Source organism: Variovorax sp. OK212 (assembly GCF_900112425.1).
In the GTDB taxonomy this organism is placed as follows: Bacteria; Pseudomonadota; Gammaproteobacteria; order Burkholderiales; family Burkholderiaceae_C; genus Variovorax.
This window is the reverse complement of the sequence record NZ_FOLP01000001.1, coordinates 1406888-1426901: the sequence shown is the minus strand read 5'-3', so window position 1 is coordinate 1426901 and position 20014 is coordinate 1406888. Positions and strand designations below refer to the sequence as shown.

The 20014-nt window shown below is 67.4% G+C and carries 19 protein-coding genes and 3 pseudogenes; 8 read left to right on the top strand and 14 right to left on the bottom strand.

The window, feature by feature from the left end:
* The 3 genes and pseudogenes from BM004_RS06625 to BM004_RS06615 all read right to left on the bottom strand — a co-directional run.
* A pseudogene (locus BM004_RS06625) lies at positions 1 to 230 on the bottom strand (acetyl-CoA C-acyltransferase); the annotation flags it as partial.
* Between the two features lie 34 nt (positions 231 to 264).
* Positions 265 to 1050, bottom strand: a complete 786-nt coding sequence (locus tag BM004_RS06620; RefSeq protein WP_093211921.1) for an enoyl-CoA hydratase/isomerase family protein — start codon at positions 1048 to 1050, stop codon at positions 265 to 267.
* On the bottom strand, positions 1047 to 1754 hold the full coding sequence (locus BM004_RS06615) for a TetR/AcrR family transcriptional regulator (protein WP_256219802.1): 708 nt from the start codon (positions 1752 to 1754) through the stop codon (positions 1047 to 1049). The genes BM004_RS06620 and BM004_RS06615 overlap by 4 nt, the downstream gene beginning before the upstream one ends.
* Positions 1755 to 1893: 139 nt before the next feature.
* Between BM004_RS06615 and BM004_RS42460 the strand changes: the two are divergent.
* Both BM004_RS42460 and BM004_RS06610 read left to right on the top strand, forming a co-directional pair.
* Positions 1894 to 2091 (top strand): annotated as a pseudogene (locus BM004_RS42460) (ATP-binding cassette domain-containing protein); the annotation flags it as partial.
* Positions 2092 to 3021 (top strand): annotated as a pseudogene (locus tag BM004_RS06610) (long-chain fatty acid--CoA ligase); the annotation flags it as partial.
* 17 nt (positions 3022 to 3038) lie between these two features.
* Here BM004_RS06610 and BM004_RS06605 read toward each other — a convergent pair.
* Entirely contained in the window at positions 3039 to 3368 is a 330-nt protein-coding gene (locus tag BM004_RS06605; protein ID WP_093129569.1) for a hypothetical protein, read from the bottom strand.
* 6 nt (positions 3369 to 3374) lie between these two features.
* Positions 3375 to 5996, bottom strand: a complete 2622-nt coding sequence (clpB, locus tag BM004_RS06600; protein ID WP_093211917.1) for an ATP-dependent chaperone ClpB — start codon at positions 5994 to 5996, stop codon at positions 3375 to 3377.
* Positions 5997 to 6158: 162 nt separating this feature from the next.
* Here clpB and BM004_RS06595 point away from each other — a divergent pair, with 162 nt between their 5' ends.
* On the top strand, positions 6159 to 7151 hold the full coding sequence (locus BM004_RS06595) for a Bug family tripartite tricarboxylate transporter substrate binding protein (protein ID WP_177206371.1): 993 nt from the start codon (positions 6159 to 6161) through the stop codon (positions 7149 to 7151).
* Between the two features lie 10 nt (positions 7152 to 7161).
* Here the strand turns inward: BM004_RS06595 and BM004_RS06590 are convergent, their stop codons facing one another.
* Positions 7162 to 7638, bottom strand: coding sequence for a molybdenum cofactor biosynthesis protein MoaE (locus BM004_RS06590; RefSeq protein WP_093211913.1), 477 nt, complete (start codon positions 7636 to 7638; stop codon positions 7162 to 7164).
* A gap of 256 nt (positions 7639 to 7894) precedes the next feature.
* Here BM004_RS06590 and dapA point away from each other — a divergent pair, with 256 nt between their 5' ends.
* Entirely contained in the window at positions 7895 to 8806 is a 912-nt protein-coding gene (gene dapA / locus BM004_RS06585; protein WP_093211911.1) for a 4-hydroxy-tetrahydrodipicolinate synthase, read from the top strand.
* Here dapA and BM004_RS06580 read toward each other — a convergent pair.
* The 8 genes from BM004_RS06580 to BM004_RS06545 are packed head-to-tail and all read right to left on the bottom strand — an operon-like array spanning position 8793 to position 16272.
* A complete protein-coding gene (locus tag BM004_RS06580) occupies positions 8793 to 9044 on the bottom strand; it encodes a MoaD/ThiS family protein (RefSeq protein ID WP_093125075.1) in 252 nt (83 codons plus the stop codon). The two genes, dapA and BM004_RS06580, sit on opposite strands and share 14 nt — an antisense overlap.
* Positions 9045 to 9052: 8 nt before the next feature.
* A complete protein-coding gene (gene glp, locus BM004_RS06575) occupies positions 9053 to 10351 on the bottom strand; it encodes a molybdopterin molybdotransferase MoeA (RefSeq protein ID WP_093211909.1) in 1299 nt (432 codons plus the stop codon).
* Positions 10344 to 10889, bottom strand: a complete 546-nt coding sequence (gene mobB, locus BM004_RS06570) for a molybdopterin-guanine dinucleotide biosynthesis protein B (RefSeq protein ID WP_093125070.1) — start codon at positions 10887 to 10889, stop codon at positions 10344 to 10346. The genes glp and mobB overlap by 8 nt, the downstream gene beginning before the upstream one ends.
* An 18-nt stretch (positions 10890 to 10907) precedes the next feature.
* Positions 10908 to 12323 carry a threonine synthase gene (gene thrC, locus BM004_RS06565; RefSeq protein ID WP_093211907.1) on the bottom strand — a complete coding sequence of 472 codons (1416 nt, stop codon included), beginning with the start codon at positions 12321 to 12323 and terminating at the stop codon, positions 10908 to 10910.
* 9 nt (positions 12324 to 12332) lie between these two features.
* Positions 12333 to 12647 carry a response regulator gene (locus BM004_RS06560; protein WP_093125064.1) on the bottom strand — a complete coding sequence of 105 codons (315 nt, stop codon included), beginning with the start codon at positions 12645 to 12647 and terminating at the stop codon, positions 12333 to 12335.
* An 18-nt stretch (positions 12648 to 12665) separates the two neighbouring features.
* The gene (locus tag BM004_RS06555) at positions 12666 to 13988 is read right to left on the bottom strand and encodes a homoserine dehydrogenase (protein ID WP_093125062.1); all 1323 of its coding nucleotides are present in this window, start codon (positions 13986 to 13988) and stop codon (positions 12666 to 12668) included.
* A 23-nt stretch (positions 13989 to 14011) separates the two neighbouring features.
* Complete coding sequence (locus tag BM004_RS06550; protein ID WP_093211905.1) at positions 14012 to 15043, bottom strand: DUF1176 domain-containing protein; 1032 nt, start codon at positions 15041 to 15043, stop codon at positions 14012 to 14014.
* On the bottom strand, positions 15040 to 16272 hold the full coding sequence (locus tag BM004_RS06545; RefSeq protein WP_093125057.1) for a pyridoxal phosphate-dependent aminotransferase: 1233 nt from the start codon (positions 16270 to 16272) through the stop codon (positions 15040 to 15042). The genes BM004_RS06550 and BM004_RS06545 overlap by 4 nt, the downstream gene beginning before the upstream one ends.
* 137 nt (positions 16273 to 16409) lie before the next feature.
* On the opposite strand from BM004_RS06545, the gene BM004_RS06540 reads away from it, so the two are divergent.
* From BM004_RS06540 to BM004_RS06525, 4 genes are all read left to right on the top strand, one after another.
* Positions 16410 to 16793, top strand: a complete 384-nt coding sequence (locus BM004_RS06540; RefSeq protein ID WP_093125054.1) for an Mth938-like domain-containing protein — start codon at positions 16410 to 16412, stop codon at positions 16791 to 16793.
* Between the two features lie 149 nt (positions 16794 to 16942).
* A complete protein-coding gene (locus tag BM004_RS06535) occupies positions 16943 to 17419 on the top strand; it encodes a peroxiredoxin (RefSeq protein ID WP_007830801.1) in 477 nt (158 codons plus the stop codon).
* 220 nt (positions 17420 to 17639) lie between these two features.
* Positions 17640 to 19454: a PhoH family protein gene (locus tag BM004_RS06530; RefSeq protein ID WP_093211903.1), complete on the top strand. Its 1815-nt coding sequence runs from the start codon at positions 17640 to 17642 to the stop codon at positions 19452 to 19454.
* Positions 19455 to 19627: 173 nt separating this feature from the next.
* Positions 19628 to 20005, top strand: coding sequence for a VOC family protein (locus tag BM004_RS06525; protein WP_093125049.1), 378 nt, complete (start codon positions 19628 to 19630; stop codon positions 20003 to 20005).
* The last annotated feature ends 9 nt before the right edge of the window (positions 20006 to 20014 follow it).

The following is a 20014-nucleotide window of genomic DNA, read 5'->3' as shown; positions in this document are numbered from 1 at the left end:
CCCGCGTCGATGGCGGCCACGCGGCTCAGGTATGCGTCTTTCACGTCGGTGGGAATCACGTTGCCCATGACCACGTGGCCGATGGCATCGCCGGCCAGACCGCTGCGCTCGATGGCGGCCTTGACCGCCGTCGTCGCCAGTTGGGTGTTCGGAACGTCCTTCAGCGCGCCGCCGAAGGTGCCGATGGCGGTGCGGGCGGTGCCGACCACGAAGATGTCGCGTGAAGTCATGTGTCTCTGTCTCCTGGGATTGAAAAAAACGGATTCAGCGCCCGGTGAAGGCGGCGGGTTTCCTGGCAAAGAAGGCGTCCAGCCCGATTCTGAAGTCATCGGTCGCGGCGCAGGCCTGGAAGGCGGCCGATTCGGCGTCGAGCTGCCCGGCCAGGTCGCGCCCGAGCGAGCCGCGCATCAGCCGTCGCAGGTTGCCCAGCGCCACGGTCGGCCCCTTGGCCAGCCGGTGCGCGAGCGCCAGCGCCTCGGCCTCCAGCTCGGCGGCGGGCACCACGCGGTTGATCAGGCCCATGCGTTCGGCGGCCACCGCGTCGTAGGTGTCGCCGAGCATCGCGATCTCCAGCGCGCGGCGCATGCCGACCAGCCGCGGCAGCGCCCACGAGGCGCCGACGTCGCAGCTGGTGCCGATGTTCACGTAGGCAAGGTTGAAGCGCGTGCCTTCGGCGGCGAGCACGAAGTCGGCCTGCAGCATCATGCTCAGCCCCGCGCCGGCAGCCACGCCGTGCACCTGCGCGATCAGCGGCGCGTCCATGCCATCGAGCACGGTCAGCGCCTCGTGCAGCGGATCGATCAGGTCGGCCGCGCCCTGCTTCGGGTCGGCGCTCAGCACGCCGAGGTCGCCGCCGGCCATGAAGCCCTTGCCCGCGCCGCTCATGAGCACCGCGCGCACGCTCTTGTCGGCGGCCAGTTCGCGCGCGGCGGCCAGGAAGGCGTTGGCCATCGGCACGTCGATGGCGTTCAGGGCGGCCGGCCGGTTGAAGCGGATCGTGGCCACCGCGCCGTCGCGGCCCAGCAGCAAGGGGGCGTCGGTCGTTGTCATGCGGTCTTTCCTTTTTTTACGGCGGGCTTGCGGGCTCTGGCAGCCGCAGCTGGAGCCGCGGCCGGTCTCTGGATCACGCCGTCGAGCAGCAGCGCGATGCCCTGGTCGGCAATCTGGTCGGGCGTGAGGTCGCCGTCGGGGCGGTACCAGCGGCCGATCCAACTCAGCGCGCCGGCCAGCATGAAGGCGGCCATCTTCGGGTCGCAGGGCGCGAGCGAGCCTTCGGCCACGCCGTCCTCGATGAGCCGGCGGAACTGGCCGTCGATGCCGGCCTTGAGCCTGCGCAGCTCCTTCTTCAGCGGATCGGGCAGCGGGTCTTCGCCGATGCGGATCACGCACATGCCGAAGTCCTGCGTGACCACGCTGGAGTAGATGCGCATGCAGGCCTTGAGCTGGTCGATGGCGCTGCCGCCCGCGGCGCGCACCTCGCCGATGCCGTCCTGCATGAGCGCGAGCGCGATCTTCACGCACTCCAGCAGGATCTGGTCCTTGTTCTCGATGTAGTAGTAGAGCGTGGGCTTGCTGACGTTCAGCCGCTCGGCGATGTCGTCGAGCGAGGTGGCGTGGAAGCCGCGCTCGTTGAACAGCCGCGCGGCGGTCTGCAGCACCGCCTGGCGCTTCACCTCGCGCTGCTGGGCGCGCTTGCCGGCGGGCTCCCACGGCGAGGGTTCTGTGGGCTGGGGGGCAGTGGCTGTACGGGGCATGGGGTTTGTGCGGGCGGGGAAAGTCCGGATGCCGCGCCATGCGACGAACGCAGACATTACCCGCCAGTAGGAATTTTACGGACCAGTAGCTTTCGAGGTGCTGGACACAAACCCTGACCTTACAACGACGCTCCGAGCCATGCCTGACGCGCCATCCGCTTCCGTGCTGCAGGTCGATGCACTGACGCTCGCGTTCGGCGGCGTCAAGGCGCTGACGAACGTGGGCTTCAGCGTGGCGCCGGGCTCCATCACCGCGGTGATCGGGCCCAACGGCGCGGGCAAGACCTCGCTGTTCAACACCATCTCGGGCTTCTACAAGCCGCAGCAGGGCCGTGTGCTGCAGGAGGCCGGACGCCTGCAACGCCTGCTGTTCGCCCGCGCGATGGCGGCGTGCGCGCCGTTGGCCGAGAAGCCGCGCGCCGCATGGACGCTGGCCGAGCGCGGGCGCTTCGCCCTCGCCTACTGGAGCGTGCTGCGCGCGCTGCAGAACTTCATCGGCCTGCGCCGCGCGCACATTGCGCTGACCGGCGCGGCACCCATTCCGGCGGACGTGGTGCGCTTCTTTCGCACGCTGGGCGTGCCGCTGGTGGAGGTGTACGGGCTGACGGAGTCGACCGGCATGATCGCCGGCCACCGGCACGACGCCGTGAAGATCGGCACGGTCGGCCTGCCGACGCAAGGCACCGAGCACCGCATCGGCGATGCGGGCGAACTGCTGGTGCGCGGCGACATGGTGTTCGAGGGCTACTACAAGAACCCCGAGGCCACGGCCTCGTCGATCCGCGACGGCTGGCTCTACACCGGCGACGTGGTGCGCGAGGAAGACGGGCAATTGCGCATCGTCGACCGGCTCAAGGACATCATGATCACGGCCGGCGGCAAGAACCTCACGCCCTCGGAGATCGAGAACACCATGAAGGGCAGCCCCTTCATCAAGGAATGTATCGTGGTGGCGGACGGCCGCAAGTTCGTCGGCGCGCTGCTGCAGATCGACTGCGAGACGGTGGGCAAGTGGGCGGAGGCGGCGCGCATTCCATTCACGCATTTCCGCTCGCTGGTGGAAGAGCCCCGGGTGCGCGCGCTGATCGACGCGGAGATCTCAAAGGGCAACGGCAAGCTGGCGCAGGTGTCGCAGATCCGCCGTTTTCATCTGCTGACCAAAGAGTTGGACCATGACGACGGCGAGGTCACGGCAACCATGAAGGTGCGCCGCACCAGCATCTACAAGACCTACGCCAGCGAGATCGAGGCGCTGTACAGCGCCTGATCTGTTCGGGCAGCGGCTCAGTCGCCGCGCACGGGGCGGGCCCGCACGTCGGTCACGTCATCGGCGGGGCCGATGGCGATGGGGCTGCGCACCGACTCGCCGCGTGCCCGAGCGCTGACCACGTCGGCCGCGGTGGGTTCGGCCGGCTGTGCCGCATGGCGAAATTTGTCGAAGCCCGAGCGCGGGTTGAAACGCATGACCCAAGGCGTCACGGGCTTGCCCGTGAGGCGCCCCCAGGCGTAGCGCACACCCCACACCGCCGCCAGCAGCATGACCACCACGGCCAGGCTGGCCGCGAAAACCAGCCCCAGGAGCAGAAGAATGACGCGAAAAATGAAGTTCATCATCCGAGCTTAGGCCGAAGCAGCCGCCGTTGGTTCCCCGCCCTTGGTGAACGAGAACTGGCCCGGCGACTGGATCGGGTCGGTCGTGACCTCGATCGTGTCCTTCGGCCCGAAGCTGCCGTCGAGCAGCAGTTTCGAGAGCGGGTTCTCGATGCGCTGCTGGATGGCGCGCTTCAGCGGACGCGCACCGAACACCGGGTCGAAGCCGACCTTGGCAATCTCGGCCAGCGCCGCGGGCGACACTTCCAGGCCCAGGTCCATCTTCGCCAGGCGCGCGGTGAGCACCTTCAGCTGGATCGCGGCGATCGATTCGATGTTCTTCGCGTCCAGCGCGTGGAACACGACCGTCTCGTCGATGCGGTTCAGGAACTCGGGGCGGAAGTAGTTCTTCAGCTCGTCCCACACCGCTTCCTTGATCTCTTCCGAAGGCTTGCCCACCATGGCCTGGATGATGGGCGAGCCGATGTTGCTCGTCATCACGATCACGGTGTTCTTGAAGTCCACGGTGCGGCCCTGGCCGTCGGTGAGGCGCCCGTCGTCGAGCACCTGCAGCAACACGTTGAACACGTCGGGGTGGGCCTTCTCGACCTCGTCGAGCAGCACCACGCTGTAGGGCTTGCGGCGCACGGCCTCTGTGAGGTAGCCGCCCTCTTCATAGCCCACGTAGCCCGGCGGCGCGCCGATCAGGCGGGCGACCGAATGCTTCTCCATGAACTCGCTCATGTCGATGCGGATCAGGTGGTCTTCGCTGTCGAACAGGAAGCCCGCGAGCGCCTTGCACAGCTCGGTCTTGCCCACGCCCGTGGGGCCGAGGAACAGGAACGAACCGGTCGGGCGGTTCGGGTCCGACAGGCCCGAGCGCGAGCGGCGGATCGCGTTGGCGACCGCGCCGATGGCCTCGTCCTGGCCGACCACGCGCTCGTGCAGCTTGTCTTCCATCACGAGCAGCTTGTCGCGTTCGCCCTGCATCAGCTTGGCGACCGGGATGCCGGTGGCGCGCGCCACGACCTCGGCGATTTCTTCCGAACCGACCTGCGTGCGCAGCAGCGTGGGCGCGCTCGACTTGCCCCTGGAGGCTTCGGCGTCCTGCGCTTCCTTCAGGCGCTTTTCGAGCGCCGGCAACTGGCCGTACTGCAGCTCGGCGACCTTGTTGAAGTCGCCCTTGGCGGTGGACTCGGCAATCTGGAACTTGATCTTGTCGATGTCCTCGCGGACCTTGGCGCTGCCCAGGGCCTGCGCCTTCTCGGCCTGCCAGATCTCGTCGTAGTCGGCGATTTCCTTTTGCAGGCGCTCGATCTCGCCCTCGATCAGGCCGAAGCGCTTCTGCGAGGCTTCGTCCTTCTCGCGGCGCACGGCCTCGAGCTCGATCTGCAGCTGGATCAGGCGGCGGTCGAGCCGGTCCATGACCTCGGGCTTGGAGTCCATCTCGATCTTGATCTTGGCCGCGGCCTCGTCGATCAGGTCGATGGCCTTGTCGGGCAGGAAGCGGTCGGTGATGTAGCGGTCGCTCAGCTCGGCCGCGGCCACGATGGCCGGGTCGGTGATGTCCACGCCGTGGTGCACCTCGTACTTTTCCTTCAGGCCGCGCAGGATGGCCACGGTGGCTTCCACGCTGGGCTCGCCCACGATGATCTTCTGGAAGCGGCGCTCCAGTGCGGCGTCCTTCTCGATGTACTTGCGGTACTCGTCGAGCGTGGTCGCGCCCACGCAGTGCAGCTCGCCGCGCGCGAGCGCCGGCTTGAGCATGTTGCCCGCGTCCATCGCGCCCTCGGCCTTGCCGGCGCCGACCATGGTGTGCAGCTCGTCGATGAAGACGATGGTCTGGCCTTCGTCCTTCGCGAGTTCGTTGAGCACGGTCTTCAGGCGCTCCTCGAACTCGCCGCGGAACTTGGCGCCCGCGAGCAGCGCGGCCATGTCCAGCGACAGCACGCGCTTGCCCAGCAGCGACTCGGGCACTTCGCCCGAGACGATGCGCTGCGCGAGGCCTTCGACGATGGCGGTCTTGCCCACGCCGGGTTCGCCGATGAGCACGGGGTTGTTCTTGGTGCGGCGTTGCAGCACCTGGATGGCGCGGCGAATTTCCTCGTCGCGCCCGATGACCGGGTCGAGCTTGCCCAGGCGGGCGCGCTCGGTGAGGTCCATGCAGTATTTCTTGAGGGCTTCGCGCTGGCCTTCGGCGTCGGCGCTGTTCACGCCCTGGCCGCCGCGCACGGCGTCGATGGCGGACTCGAGCGACTTGCGGCCCAGCCCGTTTTCCTTGGCGAGCTTGCCGATGTCGGCCTTGCTGTCGGCCAGCGCGAGCAGGAAGAGTTCGCCGGCAATGAACTGGTCATTGCGCTTGATCGACTCTTTCTCGGTGGCCTGCAGCAGCTTGTTGAGCTCGGGGCCGACCTGCACGATGTCGTGGCCCTGCACCTGGGGCAGCTTCTTGATGGCGCCTTCGGCGGCCTGCAGCAACCCCGGCACGTTGACGCCGGCACGCTCCAGCAGGGCGCGCGGGCCATCGTCCTGGCGCAGCATCGCGACCAGCAGGTGGGCCGGTTCGATGTAGGCGTTGTCGTTGCCCAGCGCGAGCGACTGGGCGTCGCCCAGTGCTTCCTGAAATTTGGTGGTGAGTTTGTCTTGTCGCATGGTGGTATTCCTGCATCCAAAATAGGGCCGTTCGGGCACGATTCAAGGCTGTCCGCCATTACCTGCAGACCGGGGCAACCCGGGCACGGGTATTGCACAAGATCCCTTTCCTTGCCCGTAGGCATTTCTCTCTCTCGAATGGAGTCGATCATGGTTTTTTCAATGCAGCGCGTTCAACCGGTGCGCCGGGCGATCAGCGCGGGCGTCTTTCTGGCAGCTGTAGGCCTGTCCAGCCTGTCGGGTCTCGCGCAGGCGCAGAGCGGCACCCCCATCCGGCTGCTGGTGGGCTTTCCGGCCGGCGCGGGCACCGACGCGATCGCGCGCACGCTGGGCGAGAAGCTCAAGGACGTGCTGGGCGTGCCCGTGGTGGTGGAAAACCGCGCGGGCGCGGGCGGGCAGATTGCGGCCACCGTGCTGAAGTCTTCGCCGGCCGACGGCCACACGCTGTTCCTCTCGCATGACCACACCATCTCGATCCTGCCGCAGGTCATCAAGAACCCGGGCTTCAACCCCGCCACCGACTTCGTGCCCGTGGCCGGCTTCGCGACCTTCGCCAACGTGCTGGCGGTGTCGGGCGGCACGCCCGCCAAGACCATGGACGAGTACGTGAAGTGGGTCCGCACGCAAAAGGGCGGCAAGGAAACCATCGGCATCCCGGCACCGGCCTCGATTCCCGAGTTCCTGGTGAAGATGATCTCGGACAAGTACAAGATCGACGTGCAGCCCGCGCCCTACCGCGGCAGCGCGCCCATGACGGCCGACATGCTGGGCAACCAGATCACCGCGGGCATCGCCTCGGTGCCGGACTTCATCGAGAACCACAAGGCCGGCAAGGTGCGCATCGTGGCCTCCATCGGCGCCAAGCGCCAGGCCGTGATTCCGAACGTGCCGACCTTCACGGAGCTGGGCTTCGCGAACCTGGACGACCTGCCCTACTACGGCATCTTCGCGCCGGTGGGCACGCCGCAGCCGATCATCGACAAGTACGGCGACGCGCTGCAGAAGGTGCTGGCCATGCCCGACGTGAAGCAGAAGCTCACCACGATGGGACTGACGGTGGGCTACGAGCCGCAGGGCCAGTTCGCCGGCCGCGTGCGCACCTACACGCAGGCCTGGGAAAAGATCATCCAGGCCAGCGGGTTCAAGCCGCTGTAAAGGAAGCCTCTCAGGCGTTCGGGGCGCTGATGCCCCAGCGCGCGAGCGCCGCGTCGTCGGCCACGCGCGCATCGACCCAGCGGGCGCCTTCGGGCGTCTGCTCTTTCTTCCAGAACGGCGCCTGGGTCTTCAGGTAGTCCATCAGGAACTCGCAGGCCTCGAAGCTCTGAGCGCGGTGCGCCGACACCACCGCCACCATCATGATCTGGTCCAGCGGCTGCAACAGGCCCACGCGATGGACCACGCGCGCGCCGAGGATGTCGAAGCGCTTGACCGCCTCGTCGATCATGGCCTCGATGGCCTTCTCGGTCATGCCGGGGTAGTGCTCCAGCTCCATCGACGAGACGCTGCTGCCGTCGTTGCGGTCGCGCACCGTGCCCACGAAAGTGCACACCGCGCCCACGCGCGTGTCGCCGGCGCGCAACGCGGCGACCTCCTGTGCCAGGTCGAAATCTGCTGTCTGGATCGAAACACGTGCGCCGCTCATGCCGGAATTGTGGCACCGGGATAAACTGCCGCGATGCCTTGCCTCCCCACATCCTTCATGGTGCCCTCGCACCCCGAAGGCCGCGGTGCGCGCCAGGGCTGCAGCAAAGCCAAAAAACCAAAGCTCGTCTGACCGGAGCCGAGGTTCCGTCGTCGGATGAGCGACGGAACCTGCACAAAGGCTTTGGCCCCTCTTGGGTTGCGCGCGCATCGGACGGTGGTTCTTTCCATCGGTCGATTCCTGAAAGGAAACCCGCGTGCCTCTACAACTCGACACCACATCCCCAACCTCTCCCACCGCGCCTGATTTCTCCGGCTTCTGGGTGGCGCTCGTCACCCCGTTCCGGGACGGTGCGGTCGACCACGCCGCCCTTGCCGCGCTGACCCGCCGCCTCGCCGAGGACGGCGTGACCGGCTTCGTGCCCTGCGGCTCGACCGGCGAGGCCGCCGCGCTCGACGAGGCCGAACAGCTCGCCATGCTCGACACGGTGCTGGGCGCGGCAGGCGGTTTGCCGGTCGTCATGGGCATTTCGGGCTACCACCTGGGCAAGGCCACGGCCTGGGCCCGCAAGCTCTCGGAACGCCCGCTGGCGGGCCTGCTGGTGGCCGCGCCGCACTACGTGCGCCCCTCGCAGGCCGGCCTGCTCGAATGGTTCCACGCCATCGCCGATGCCAGCACGGTGCCGGTGCTGGTCTACGACATTCCCTACCGCACCGGCGTCACCATCGCCCGCGACACGCTGCTGGCGCTGGCCGCGCACCCGCGCATCCATGCCATCAAGGACTGCGGCGGCGACATGGCCAAGACGCGCGCGGTGATTGCCGACGGCCGGCTGCAGGTGCTGACGGGCGAAGACCACCAGATCTTCGCAACCATGGCCGAAGGCGGCGTGGGCGCCATCGCGGCCAGCGGCAACGTGCAGACGCGCCGCTTCGTGCAGCTGGTGCGCCTGCTGGCGGACAACCGCCTGGCCGAGGCGCGTACCGAATGGCAGGCGCTGCAGCCGCTGGTGGAAATGCTGTTTGCCGAACCCAACCCCGGCCCGCTGAAGGCTTTGCTCGCGCACACGGGCCAGATGCAGGACGAGTTGCGCTCGCCGATGACCCGCGCGTCCAACGGCCTGCGCGAGCGCCTGGTGGCGCTGGACGCCCGCCTCAACCGCCCGTGACGGGCGGGAAGAAAGCCACTTCGCAGTCGTCGCCCAGCGCGGCGGCTTCGTCGCTCATGAGCTGGTCGAGCGCCATGCGCACCGCTTTGCCGCGTGCCAGCGCGGTGGCGTAGGCGCCGCCGCGCGCGATGAGTTCGTCGCGCAATGCCGCGAGCGTGGCGGCCTGCGTGTCGACGGTTTCGCCGCTGCTGGAAAGCGCCTCGCGCACCGAGGCGAAATAACGGATCCGGACTTTCATGGCGCGGTTCAGCCGAGCAGCGAGGCGAAGGGAATGAAGTCGACGGTGTCGCCCGACCGGATGGTGTGGCCCGCCGGGTTGTCGACCACGCCGTCGCCCCAGACCATCGAGGTGAGCACGCCCGAGCTCTGGTTGCCGAACAGCTCGAGCCCGCCCGCCGCGTTGCGCCGCGCGCGCAGGAACTCGCGGCGCTTGTCGGCGCGCAGCCAGTCGAAATCGGCGCGCATCTGCACGGCTTCGGGCGCGACCCGCGTGGCGCCCTGCAGCGTCAGCAGGAAGGGCCGCACCAGCATCAGGAAGGTCAGGAAGCTGGACACCGGGTTGCCGGGCAGCCCCGTCACATGGCAGGCGCCCTGCCCGTTGCCGCGCGCGATGGAACCGTAGGCAAAGGGCTTGCCGGGCTTCATCGACAGCGACCAGAGCTGCAGCTCGCCGAGCGACTGCAGCGCCGCGCGGATGTGGTCTTCCTCGCCGACGGAGACCCCGCCGGTCGTGATGATCAGGTCGCTGCTTTCGGCCGCGTCGCGCAGCGCCGCGATGGTCGCCTCGCGGTTGTCGGGCACGATGCCCAGGTCGTTCACCTCGCAGCCCAGGCGGTGCAGCAAGGCGCGCATGAAGAAGCGGTTCGAGTTGTAGATCGCGCCGGGCTTCATGGCGTCGGGCGTGACTTCGCCGGGCATCACCAGCTCGTCGCCGGTCGAGAGCATGGCCACGCGCGGCTTGCGCGCGACCTGCAGGCGGTCGAAGCCCACGCTGGCGGCGAGGCCGAGCGCGGCGGGCGTGAGGCGCTCGCCCTGCCTGAGCACGACGTCGCCCGAAGCCACGTCTTCGCCCGCGCGGCGCACCCACTGGCCGGCGGCCGGCACGATGGCGATGCGCACCGAGCCCAGGCTGCCTTCCTGAGGCGTGGCCGCGGTGTCTTCCTGCATCACGACCGCGTCGGCGCCTTCGGGAATCTGCGCGCCCGTGAAGATGCGCGCCGCGGTGCCCGCCGCCAGCGCGGTGCCGACGGTGCCCGCGGGAATGCGCTGCGCCACGGTCAGTTCGGCGCCCGGCGCGGCGCAGTCGGCCACGCGCACGGCGTAGCCGTCCATCGCGCTGTTGTCGCGCGGCGGCACGGTGAGGCCCGAGACCAGGTCCTGCGCCAGCACGCGGCCGTCGGCGTCGAAGGTGCCGACGCTTTCGGCGGGCAACACCGGCGTGGCCTTCGCGAGCAGGACCGCGATGGCTTCGTCGAGCGGCATCAGCGGCGGGCGCAGCGAAGAGGCCGAAAAAGGAACGGGAGCGGGAACGGGTGTGTCAGCCATGGTGTTCGGGGTTGTATTCGAAGCGCTCGCCGCTGTCGATCAACCACTTCGCAATGGCCTCGGCGTCGTTGAGGTCGAACAGCGGCCGCTCGGTGGGCGACGGCAGGCTGGCGGGGTCGTCCGTGGCAATGGCGGTGACGAACGGATCGTCGACGTAGAGCACCGGGCGCGACGGCTCGCTGCCCTCGGGCTGGCGCCAGATCTCGATCTTCAGCACGTCGCTGTGCCGGAAGCCCTCGACCAGCACCCAGTCGGCGGCCGGGTGCACCTCGGCCAGCAGCTGGTGCACATCGAGCTCCACCGGCACCTCGAACTCGCGCATGACCGCGAGCCGCTTGTCGGACGCCACCACCACCTCGAAGGCACCGGCCTCGCGGTGGCGGTAGGTGTCCTTGCCGGGATGGTCGATGTCGAACTTGTGGTGCGCGTGCTTGACCACCGACACGCGCTGGCCGAGCTGCTTGAGCGCCGGAATGAGGCGCTCAAGCAGCGTGGTCTTGCCCGCGCCCGAATAACCGGCGAAACCGACGACCTTCATGCGGGGGCGCGACCGGGGTCAGTCACAGTTTTCGGCGATGTAGGCCTTCACGGCCTCGGCGTCGGCCGGCAGCTTCACGACGCGCTTGGGCAGCGCCTCGATGCCTTCGAACTTCTTCGGCCGCGCGGGTTCTTCGCCCAGCGCCTCGACCAGCGTGGCGGCGAACTTGATGGGCAGCGCGGTCTCCAGCACCACCATCGGCACGCCCGGCGCGAGCTGTTCGCGCGCGGCCTTCAGGCCGTCGGCGGTGTGCGGGTCGACCAGCGTGGCAAAGCGCTTGTCGGTGTCGCGGATGGTGGCCAGGCGGTCGGCGTGCGTGCTGCGTCCGCTCTTGAAGCCGAAGCGCCCGGCGGCCTGCTCGAACACCGGGTCGGCGCTCAGGTCGAAGCTGCCCTGCAGGCCCAGGTCTTCCACGAACAGCTTGCGCAGCCTGGCGGCGTCGCGCCCGACCAGGTCGAACACGAAGCGCTCGAAATTGCTGGCCTTGCTGATGTCCATCGACGGGCTCGAGGTCTCGTGCGTGTCGACCGACGCGCGCACGCGGTAGACGCCGGTGCGGAAGAACTCGTCGAGCACGTCGTTCTCGTTGGTGGCGACCACCAGCGTCTGGATCGGCAGGCCCATCATGCGTGCCACGTGGCCCGCGCAGACGTTGCCGAAGTTGCCCGAGGGCACCGTGAAGCTCACGGGCTTGTCGTTGCCCGCCGTGGCCTGGAAGTAGCCCGCGAAGTAGTAGACGACCTGCGCCAGCAGGCGCGCCCAGTTGATCGAGTTGACCGTGCCGATGCGGTACTTGCGCTTGAAGGCCAGGTCGTTCGACACCGCCTTGACGATGTCCTGGCAGTCGTCGAACACGCCAGTGATGGCGATGTTGTGGATGTTCTCGTCCTGCAGGCTGAACATCTGTGCCTGCTGGAACGGGCTCATGCGGCCGTCCGGCGAGGTCATGAACACGCGCACGCCCTTCTTGCCGCGCATGGCGTACTCGGCCGCGCTGCCGGTGTCGCCGCTGGTCGCGCCCAGGATGTTGAGCTCCGCGCCGCGGCGGGTCAGCTCGTACTCGAACAGGTTTCCCAGCAGCTGCATCGCCATGTCCTTGAAGGCCAGCGTGGGGCCGTTGGACAGGGCTTCGAGGTACACGCCGTCCTCGAGCTCGCGCAGCGGCACGATCTCTTCGGAGCCGAACACGTCGGCGGTGTAGGTCTTCGCGCAGATCGCCTTCAGGTCGGCCGGCGGAATGTCGTCGATGTAGAGCGAGAGGATCTCGAACGCCAGCTCGGCGTAGGGCAGCGCGCGCCATTTGGCAAGCGTGGCGGTGTCGACCTGCGGATATTGCTCGGGCAGGTAGAGGCCGCCGTCCGGCGCGAGGCCTTCGAGGAGAATTTCGCAGAAGCGCTTGCGGTCGGGGTGGCCGCGGGTGCTCAGGTAGTTCACAGGATATTCCTAGAGACCGATTCCATAGTGACGGATATCAAGCCAGAAGCGAGAGCCGATCAAGGCCAACAGACCGAAGAAAAGAACGACGTAGTGCAATGCCCGGTATTCGACATTGTCCGTCGCATCGAGCGCGCAGAAGTAGGCCCAGGCTGCCAGGAAGCTGCCCGCCCCATTGAGCGCAAGTTGCCACCATCCGAGGCTCGCGAACAGCGCCAGCACGACCAGCACCGCGAACCAGAACGCCAGGTGCCAGCGAGGAAGCTCCACGTGCGCGAAGCGGAGCAACCCGACCAGCGCGAAGGTGGCGATCAGCGTGGGCACACCGGCGTTCCATGACGGTCAGGACAGCTCTTCCTTGCGGATGCGCACGATAGGTTCGAGCACGGTCGGCAGCGCCTGCAGCTCGGCCATGACGTCGTTGACGGTGCCCTCGCGCGCGTCGTGCGTGAGGATGATCAGGTCGGTCTGCGTGGAGCCTTCGCCGCCCACTTCGTCGGCTTCGCGCTGCAGCACGGCGTCGATGCTGATGCCGGCGGTGGCGAGCAGGCCCGTCACCTTGGCGAGCACGCCGGCCTGGTCGGCCACGCGCAGGCGCAGGTAGTAGCTGGTGACGACTTCGGACATGGGCAGCACCTTCAGGTCGCTCATGGCGTCCGGATGGAAGGCCAGGTGCGGCACGCGGTGCGCGGCGTCGGCGGTGTGCAGGCGGGTGATGTCGACCAGGTCGGCGATCACGGCACTGGCGGTCGGCTCGCTGCCGGCGCCCTTGCCGTAGTACAGCGTGGTGCCCACGGCATCGCCGTGCACGACCACGGCGTTCATTGCGCCTTCGACGTTGGCCAGCAGGCGCTTGGACGGCACGAGCGACGGGTGCACGCGCAGCTCGATGCCCTTGGCGGTGCGCTTGGTGACGCCCAGCAGCTTGATGCGGTAGCCCAGCTGTTCGGCGTACTTGATGTCCTGCGCGGCGAGCTTGGTGATGCCTTCGATGTGGGCCTTGTCGAACTGCACCGGAATGCCGAAGGCGATGGCGCTCATCAGCGTGACCTTGTGGCCGGCGTCCACGCCTTCGATGTCGAAGGTCGGGTCGGCTTCGGCGTAGCCCAGGCGTTGCGCTTCCTTGAGCACGGTCGCGAAGTCCAGGCCCTTGTCGCGCATCTCGGACAGGATGAAGTTGGTGGTGCCGTTGATGATGCCGGCCAGCCACTGGATGCTGTTGGCCGTGAGGCCTTCGCGCAGCGCCTTGATGATCGGGATGCCGCCGGCCACCGCGGCCTCGAAGGCCACCATCACGCCCTTGGCGTGCGCGGCCGCGAAGATCTCGGTGCCGTGCACCGCGAGCAGCGCCTTGTTGGCGGTGACCACGTGCTTGCCGGCCGCGATGGCCTCGAGCACGAGTTGCTTGGCGATGCCGTAGCCGCCGATGAGCTCGATGACGATGTCGATGTCGGGGTTGGCGATGATCTCGCGCGCATCGGCGACCACCTTGACGCCTTCACCGGCCACTTCGCGGGCGCGGGCGGTGTCGAGGTCGGCCACCATGGTGATCTCGATGCCGCGGCCGGCGCGGCGCTTGATTTCTTCCTGGTTGCGCTGGAGCACCTTGAAGGTGCCGCTGCCGACCGTGCCTGCGCCGAGCAGGCCTACTTGGATGGGTTTCATTGGGAGAGTCGCACTCGTTGCGTTCATGGTTTGGATGGGGTGGCGGACGGCGTGGCGTTCACGACGCGGCTGACGTAGCGGGGCAAGTTCCAGGCGCCGCCGGGAAAGTCGCGGCACAGGCTGTCGATGGTGGCGCCGGTTCGCACGAAGCCCTTGCCGTCGAAGTGCCAGGTTTCGCTCGACACGCAGTCGCCGACGCCGCGGACCCTCATGACGGAGGAGACGCTGGCGTCCTTGTCGTCGAAATCGCCGTTGGCTTCGAGGGCCGATGGCGCATAGGGCGGCTTGTCGTTGGCGATCCAGAGCTGGCTGGTGGAGTTGTAGGCACCCACGCTGCATTCCAGCGACAGCAGGACCTTGCTGTCGGTCAGGCGGTGGACCTGAAGCGACTTCGCTTGCACCGCGTCCATGCTGTTGCAGGGGCCGTCGGCTTCGCTCAACTTGAGAGAGGGAAAGATGCGCGCCGCCAGGGCATCGTCGCCGGGGCGCGCCTTGACGGGCTTGAGCGCATTGACGACGGGCATCGGCAGCGCCGCCAGCACGGAGGATTCGGGCTTGCCACCGCGGCGCACCAGCGCGCCCGGCGTGTCGACACGGCCCTGGGCTTCGTCCATCTTCAACAGCACGGCGTTGAGGCCGGACAGCGAGAGCACCCGCTTCTTGCCGCCGCCGGCCGTGAGGGTGGCATCGTCGCTCTTGAGGAGTTCGGGCAGCACGGTGCGGACCTGGTTGGCGTCGAGGCTGGGAGAGCCACCCTCGAGGCCGGACACGGTGGCCTTGCCGACCTTCAGGCGCAACGGGCCCTTGAGCTCGTCTTCGCCGCCAGCTTGCAGCGCGATGTCGACCGTGGTGCCGGGCCCGGCCTTGCGGGTGATGCGCATCGACACCGGCTCGCCGTCCTGCTGGTAGCCGGCTGCGCGGCAGGTGCGCGTGTTGTCGCAGGCCAGTTCCCAGTCGTTGTGCGAGAAGGAAACGGGCGCCTTGTCGGCGGCGGCCGCAGAAAGCGCAGACAGCGCGGCAAGCGACAGGGCGGCAGCGACGCAGGCCGGCTTCATGGGCGCGTCTTGCGGCGCAAGCGGTACTGCTCCAGGAACTTCGCGATGCGGTTGATGGCCTCGCGCAGATCGTCCTCATGGGGCAGGAACACGATGCGGAAGTGGTCGGGCGTGGCCCAGTTGAAGCCGGTGCCCTGCACCAGCATCACGCGGGTTTCCTTCAGCAGCTCGAGGAAGAACTGGCGGTCGTCCTCGATCGGGTAGACCTCGGGGTCGAGCTTGGGGAACATGTAGAGCGCGGCGCTGGGCTTGACGCAGCTCACGCCGGGAATGGCGGTGATGAGCTCGTAGGCCAGGTCGCGCTGGCGGCGCAGGCGGCCGCCATCGCACACGAGGTCGTTGATGCTCTGGTAGCCGCCGAGCGCCGTCTGGATGGCCCACTGGCCGGGCACGTTGGCGCACAGGCGCATGTTCGAGAGCATGTTCAGGCCCTCGATGTAGTCCTGCGCACTGCGCTTGTCGCCCGACACCACGAGCCAGCCGGCGCGGTAGCCGCACGAACGGTAGCTCTTGGAAAGCGAATTGAAGGTCAGCGTGAGCACGTCGCTCGACAGGCTGGCGATGGCGGTGTGCTTGACACCGTCGTACAGCACCTTGTCGTAGACCTCGTCGGCGAAGATGACCAGGCCGTGCTCGCGCGCGATGGCCACGATGCTCTTCAGCAGATCGTCGGAATACAGCGCGCCGGTCGGGTTGTTCGGGTTGATGACCACGATGCCCTTGGTGCGCGGCGTGATCTTGGCGCGGATGTCGTCCAGGTTGGGCATCCAGCCATTGGCCTCGTCGCACAGGTAATGCACGGGGGTGCCGCCGGACAGGCTGGTGGAGGCGGTCCACAGCGGGTAGTCGGGGGCCGGGAGCAGCAGCTCGTCGCCGTCGTCGAGCAGCGCGTTGGTCGACATGGCGATCAGCTCGCTGGCGCCGTTGCCGAGGTAGATGTCGTCGAGCGTGACGCCCGTGATGCCCTGCTTCTGCGTCTCATGCATCACCGCCTTGCGCGCGGCGAAGACGCCCTTGCTGTCGGAGTAACCGGCGGAAATCGGCAGGTTGCGCGCCATGTCCTGCTGGATTTCCTCCGGGGCATCGAAGCCGAACACGGCGAGGTTGCCGATGTTGAGCTTGATGATCTTCTGGCCGTCCTCTTCCATCTGCTTGGCGGCGTCCATGATGGGACCGCGGATGTCGTAGAGGACGTTGGCCAGCTTGGCCGATTTCTTGAGCTGCTTCAAAGGGCCCTCCCGGGCTCGGGTTAACGGGTTGCTTACTCGGAGTTACAGGCCCGGAGGGCCACGCCTGGAAAAAGCCCTTGCGAGGGCTCGTGTCACTAGGGAAAACCTATAATTTGACCACAGTTCCCAGTGCACAGATGAAGCTCCAGCCCGACAAATCCGACGCCCAATCCCTCACCGCACACGGCCCCGGCTGGGTGGCGATCAACAACGAAAAGGTCGAAGGCAGCGTGGTCGTCGGCTCACGCGGAGAGCGCTTCGCCTGGGATTGTTCGAGCTTCGAGCAGATCGGGCCGGAACATTTCGCGCAACTGGCCTCGCTGGGCGCGGAATTGATCATTTTCGGCAGCGGAAGCCGAATCCGGTTTCCCCAGCCCGCATGGCTGCGGCCACTGATGGCACAGCGCACCGGTGTGGAGACCATGGACACCGCCGCAGCCTGCCGAACCTACAACATCCTGGCCGGCGAAGGCAGGCATGTCATCGCTGCCCTGCTCGTCGAGAGCCCTGCGGCTGACTGAGGCGGGTGTTTTCGGGGTAAAATACTGGGTTGCGAACAGGCCCGCTACCCCAAAGTTAGCAACGACCAATCCTTCATTCTTCGAGCAAGCCCGTCTGAAAACGGTGCGAGAGGGCTCGAAGACGGAATCTAACGGAGAAAACAAGTTTCATGGCGATCGTTGTCAACAAACCCATTCCTGAATTCGACGCCAACGCCACGGGCGGCCTCAAGGTCTCGAATACCTCGCATCTCGGCCACGTGCTGGTCATGTACTTTTACCCGAAAGATAACACTCCGGGCTGTACCACCGAAGCGATGCAATTCCGCGACCGCTACAAGGATTTCGAAAAGGCAGGGGCCACGGTGTTCGGCGTTTCGCGCGACAACATGAAGTCGCACGACGAGTTCAAGGCCAAGCTCGAACTCCCCTTCGAGCTCATTGCCGATACCGAAGAGAAGATGTGCCACATGTTCGGCGTGGTCAAGAACAAGATCATGTACGGCAAGAAGGTCAAGGGCATCGAGCGCAGCACCTTCCTGATCGGCGCCGACGGCATCCTGAAGGCCGAATGGCGCGGACTCAAGGTCCCGGGCCATGTCGACGACGTGCTCAAGGCTGTCAAGGCCCTCAAGAAGGCCGCCTGACGGCCGCGGCGGGCGAACAGCTCGCCGGTCCGGCGCTTTGGCAGCGCTGCGTGGGGAATGCCCAACGCAGCGCGTAAAGAGCAGCCGGGCCGTCATCCGGGGTGTGCATAATGGCCTCATGCCGTTGAGCTCCACGACCGCATCCCCCGAACAAAGCCGCCTTGGTCTACAGGCGGCTTTTTCGTTTTCTGGTTCCTACTTTCTGCGAGCGATCTGACACATGCCATTGCCTCCCGCCCCCACGAAACGCGCTGCATTGCTCTCGCCGGACGCGATCGACGCGCCCGCCCGGTCCTCGCACAGGGGCTCGCGCCGGTCCGGCGAAGAACGTGCTGACGATGCCGGTTCGCGCGGCCCGCAGCCGCTGGAACTGTTCGACAACCTCGGCGCCGAAGGCGGCGGCGAAACCGCCCGTCCGTCGCGCCGGGCCAAGGCCAAGGCCAAACCGGTGCCCGTGCCCGTGCCCGCGTCCACACCCGCTCCCGTGCCGGTGAGCGCGCCGCAGCAGCCCGTGGCCATCCAGGTCGAGACGCGCGTGCCCACGGTCTCCCCGGCCGCGCCCGCCCCTGCCCCGGTGGCCGCACCGCAGGCCCCGGCCCGCACCAAGCGCAGCAAGTCCACCGGACCGGCCAAGCTGTTCGTGCTCGACACCAACGTGCTGCTGCACGACCCGATGTGCCTGTTCCGCTTCGAGGAGCACGACATCTTCCTGCCGATGATCGTGCTGGAAGAACTCGACGGCCACAAGAAGGGCACCACCGAAGTCGCGCGCAACGGCCGCCAGACCAGCCGCACGCTCGACGCGCTGGCCGGTGCGCAGGACGCCGACATCGACAAGGGCCTGAAGCTCGACACCACCGGCCACCGCGAGGCCGGCGGCAGGCTGTTCTTCCAGACCGCCCCGCTCGACTACTCGCTGCCGGTCAGCCTGCCGCAGGGCAAGGCCGACAACCAGATCCTGGGCGTGGTGCAGGCACTGCGCGACGAGTACGCCACCGACAAGCCCGGCAAGCCCAGGCAGGAAGTGGTGCTGGTGTCCAAGGACATCAACATGCGCGTCAAGGCGCGCGCGCTGGGCCTGGCCGCCGACGACTACCAGAACGACAAGACGCTGGAAGACGGCGACCTGCTCTACGCGGGTTCGCTGGCACTGCCGGCCGACTTCTGGACCCGCCAGAGCAAGACCGTGGAGAGCTGGCAGAGCGGCAGCAACACGTTCTACCGGATCAGCGGTCCGCTGGTACCCAACCTGTACATCAACCAGTTCGTGTACTTCGAGGCGCCCGGTGAACCGAGCATGTACGCGCGCGTCACCGAGATCCGCGACAAGACCGCGGTGCTCAAGACACTGAAGGACTACAGCTCGGGCAAGAACGCCGTGTGGGGCGTGAACACCCGCAACCGCGAGCAGAACTTCGCGATGAACCTGCTGATGGACCCCGAGATCGACTTCGTCACGCTGACCGGCACCGCCGGCACCGGCAAGACCCTGATGGCGCTGGCCTCCGGCCTCACGCAGGTGCTCGACGACCGCCGCTACACCGAGATCATCATGACCCGCGCCACCGTGAGCGTGGGCGAGGACATCGGCTTCCTGCCCGGCACGGAAGAAGAAAAGATGGGCCCCTGGATGGGCGCGCTCGACGACAACCTCGAGTTCCTGGCCAAGGGCGACGGCGGTGGTGCCGGCGAGTGGGGCCGCGCGGCCACCAACGAGCTGATCCGCAGCCGCATCAAGGTCAAGAGCATGAACTTCATGCGCGGGCGCACCTTCCTCAACAAGTACGTGATCATCGACGAGGCGCAGAACCTCACGCCCAAGCAGATGAAGACGCTGATCACCCGTGCCGGCCCCGGGACCAAGATCATCTGCATGGGCAACCTGGCGCAGATCGATACGCCGTACCTGACGGAAGGCTCCTCGGGCCTGACCTTCGCGGTCGACAAGTTCAAGGGCTGGCCGCACGGCGGGCACATCACGCTGGCGCGCGGCGAACGCTCGCGCCTGGCCGATTTCGCCAGCGACGTGCTCTGACGGCCGGACAGCCGACCCGTCCGCTCGCCAGTTCTCGACCTGCAAGAAGCCCGCATGCTCGCAAGAGCATCGCGGGCTTTTTTTCGCCCGCCGTGACAGGCTCCTGACAACACGTTGTCAGGAGGCGGGTCGCACCATCGGGGCTCCTTCAACCGACACGAAAGAGAGTCCCCATGTACAAGCAGAACGTCATCAGCTGGTTCGAGATCCCGGTCGCCGACATCGACCGCGCCCAGGCCTTCTACGAGACCGTGCTGGGCCGCAAGCTGCGCCGCGAAAACATCGGCGGCGAGACGCTGGCCATCTTCCCGTACGACAAACCCGCCACGGGCGGCGCCCTGCAGGCCGGCGCCAGCGCCAGCGCGCGCGCCGGCACCGGCATCCGCATCTACCTCGACTGCATGCCCGGCATCGACGCCGTGCTCGCGCGCATCGAGGCCGCCGGCGGCCAGATCGTGGCGCCCAAGTCCGCATTGCCGCCCGGCATGGGTTTCATCGCCCACATGCGCGACACCGAAGGCAACGAAGTCGGCCTGCACGCCCTCGACTGAGCCACCGCC